Annotated in this window: 4 protein-coding genes and 1 CRISPR repeat array; all 4 genes read left to right on the top strand. The window is 67.3% G+C overall.

What is annotated here, in order from left to right:
- On the top strand, positions 1–561 hold a 561-nt coding region (locus tag ACIN94_RS32585), incomplete at its 5' end, for a hypothetical protein (protein WP_400714827.1).
- A complete protein-coding gene (locus ACIN94_RS32590; RefSeq protein ID WP_400714830.1) occupies positions 558–1055 on the top strand; it encodes a CRISPR-associated protein Cas4 in 498 nt (165 codons plus the stop codon). The genes ACIN94_RS32585 and ACIN94_RS32590, both read left to right, overlap by 4 nt.
- A complete protein-coding gene (gene cas1, locus ACIN94_RS32595; protein WP_400714832.1) occupies positions 1056–2036 on the top strand; it encodes a CRISPR-associated endonuclease Cas1 in 981 nt (326 codons plus the stop codon).
- 7 nt (positions 2037–2043) lie between these two features.
- On the top strand, positions 2044–2307 hold the full coding sequence (gene cas2 / locus ACIN94_RS32600; protein WP_400714835.1) for a CRISPR-associated endonuclease Cas2: 264 nt from the start codon (positions 2044–2046) through the stop codon (positions 2305–2307).
- A 133-nt stretch (positions 2308–2440) separates the two neighbouring features.
- Positions 2441–2862: direct repeats of the CRISPR family, unit length 30 nt; unit sequence GTCCTCATCGCCCCTACGAGGGGTCGCAAC.
- Positions 2863–2901 lie beyond the last annotated feature (39 nt).

A 2901-nucleotide genomic window follows, 5' to 3' on the forward strand; every position in this document is an offset into this window, starting at 1 on the left:
GACGTCGTCGTGCATCCGGCCGCGTTCGCTCCCCGGCGCAGAGGCGGCGAGGACGTCGCCGACGGCGTCTATCCCCGCCCGCCCGTCGAGACAGGCTGGGACATCCTGACCCGGCACGACGGCGACAAGGTCGACGAGGCGCACGCCCGGCAGTGGCTGGATGAGGTGTACGGCACGGCCTGGGGACAGCGGTGGCACGACGAGGTGCTTGGATTTCAGGCGGAGTTCACCGAGGTCTTCCTCGGCTTCGCTCATCCCTTCGTCAGTCGCGACGAGCTCACTGAACGGTTCGACGAGCTGTTCGACGGCACCGAGGCGGTGCTGGCCGAGGACCGGGACGCCTACGAGGCGGACCTCGGCCGGGTGGACGGCGACAGGGCGGCGGGACGGCTGCTGGCTGAGCGGTATCTGATCCCGATGCCGTACTGGGCTGCTCCGCTGACTTCGTGGGAGAAACGGCTCGGCCTGCGGATCGTCAACGCCGACTACGACCAGCGGTTGGGCCTGGGCACGATCCACGGCCCGGCCGCCCAGACCTACCAGGCGGGTGAGGTGCTGTGATCGGCGCCGAGGACGTGGGCGGGGTGCACGTCAAGTATCTGTACCACTGCCGGCGGCAGCTGTGGCTGTATGCACGCGGAGTCCGCCCCGAGCATCTCAGCACGACCGTCCAGCTCGGTGAGGCCGTCCACGAGACCTCCTACACCCGCAGTTTGCCGGTCGACCTCGGCGCCGCGAAGCTGGACCACCTCGACGGCGCGGCCTGGGTGCACGAGGTGAAATCGTCCGCCAAGCCCAGCCGGGCCGACGAGGCGCAGGCCATGCACTACTGCTACCGGCTGCACGGTGTGGGGGTCGCCGCCCAGGGCGGGATCCTGCACTATCCCAAGACCCGCCGCACCAAGCGCCTGCCGTACACCGCGCAGGCCGCCGCGCAGGCCGAGGCCGATATCGCCGAGGTCCTGGACGTGGTCTCCGCGGACACCTCTCCGCCGCTGCTGCCCAGGTCGGCCTGCCGGGGTTGCTCCTACACCGACTACTGCTGGAACGATTAGATGCCCACTGCCGCCCGGACCTACTGGCTCACCACGCCCTGCCGAATCCGCCGAAAAGACCAGTCACTACGGATCGAACGGGTCGACGGCTCGCCCGTGCACATCCCGATCACCGATGTCCGCGACATCGTGGCCTGCGAGTCCGTCGACATCAACACGGCCGTGATCAGCCTGCTCAACCAGCACCGCATCAACGTCCACTTCCTCAGCCACTACGGCGACTACGCCGGTTCGCTGCTGACCTCCGACACCAGCACCTCCGGCCAGACCGTCATCGCCCAGGCCCGGCTGGCGGGCGACCCCGTGGCCTCCCTCGACATCGCCCGCGCCATCGTGGCGAGCACCGCGGCGAACGTGCGCCGGGTGATCGACCGCAAGCTGCTGGCCCGGCCGATGGCCGTACTGGAATCCTCCGTCGCCGAGGCGTCCACCCGCGAGGAGCTGATGGGCGCCGAAGGCACCTTCCGCCGCTCGGCCTGGGCGGTGCTGGACACCCGGCTGCCCGACTGGCTCCAGCTGAACGGCCGTAGCCGCCGTCCGCCGCTCAACGCCGGGAACGCCTTCATCAGCTACGTCAATGGCATCACTTATGCGCGGCTGCTGTCGGCGGTACGGCTGACGCCGCTGCATTCGGGGGTGGCCTTCCTGCACAGCACCATGGAACGGCAGCGTCACTCTCTGGTCCTGGACCTCGCCGAGGTGTTCAAACCGCTGTTCGCCGAACGGCTGTTACTCCGGCTCGCCGGCCGTGGCCAGCTCAAACCCGCCCACTTCGACGTCGAGGTCAACCAGGCGATGCTGAGTGAGTCGGGCCGCAAACTCGTCGTGCAGACCGTCCGTGACGAGCTGGCCGTGACCATCCAGCACCGGACTCTGGGCCGCAACGTCGCCTACGACGAGCTGCTCTACCTTGAGGCACTGCAGCTCACCCGGACGTGCCTGGAGGGCACGCCGTACAAGCCGTTCAAGATCTGGTGGTGAGGTCACCGTGTATGTCGTGGTGGTCTACGACACCCTGGCCAAACGCAACGCCGCCATCCTGCGGCTGTGCCGGCAGTACCTCCACCACGTGCAGCGCAGCGTGTTCGAGGGCGCTCTGAGCCCGGCCCAGCTACGACGTTTCCGCCACGAGGTCGAAGGAGTGATCGACCCCGGTTACGACAGCGTTCTCGTCTTTAGTTTCCCACCCGGCACCTCACCCCAGCGCCAGGAATGGGGAGTCGCCCAGCCCGCTCCCAGCGACATCCTGTAGTACTCATGAGACAATGCTGATCATGAAGTTTTGCAACAAACCTCCGGGGTTTTCTGCACTACCGGAGGTTCACTGCAAAACACAGCTGAATTCCCTCGGTGACCATGGTGCTGACCTGCGCCTTTACCGTGGGGTCCTCATCGCCCCTACGAGGGGTCGCAACTTGAACTCGCCACCCCACCGCTTGAACACGGCCAGGTCCTCATCGCCCCTACGAGGGGTCGCAACGCGAGCCACACGGTGTAGGCGCGATCCCCTGCAGGCAGTCCTCATCGCCCCTACGAGGGGTCGCAACGGGGGCAGGGGCGGACTCGCGGCGGGCGATCATGGTCCTCATCGCCCCTACGAGGGGTCGCAACGGGGGCAGGGGCGGACTCGCGGCGGGCGATCATGGTCCTCATCGCCCCTACGAGGGGTCGCAACAGTCGAGCCTGGTAGATCTTGCAGCGGAACTTAGCGAGTCCTCATCGCCCCTACGAGGGGTCGCAACGTGGGTGATGCCAAGGACAAGGCGGCTGTGTACCTGTCCTCATCGCCCCTACGAGGGGTCGCAACTACAGGGTCGAGCGCAGCTGGTCAGCGAAGGCGATCGTC

Source organism: Streptosporangium sp. NPDC087985 (assembly GCF_044741965.1).
Classification (GTDB): Bacteria; Actinomycetota; Actinomycetes; order Streptosporangiales; family Streptosporangiaceae; genus Streptosporangium.

Excerpts from the sequence above, each read along its gene's own strand:
- cas1 (WP_400714832.1), top strand. The coding sequence starts at position 1,056 with ATGCCCACTGCCGCCCGGACCTACTGGCTCACCACGCCCTGCCGAATC.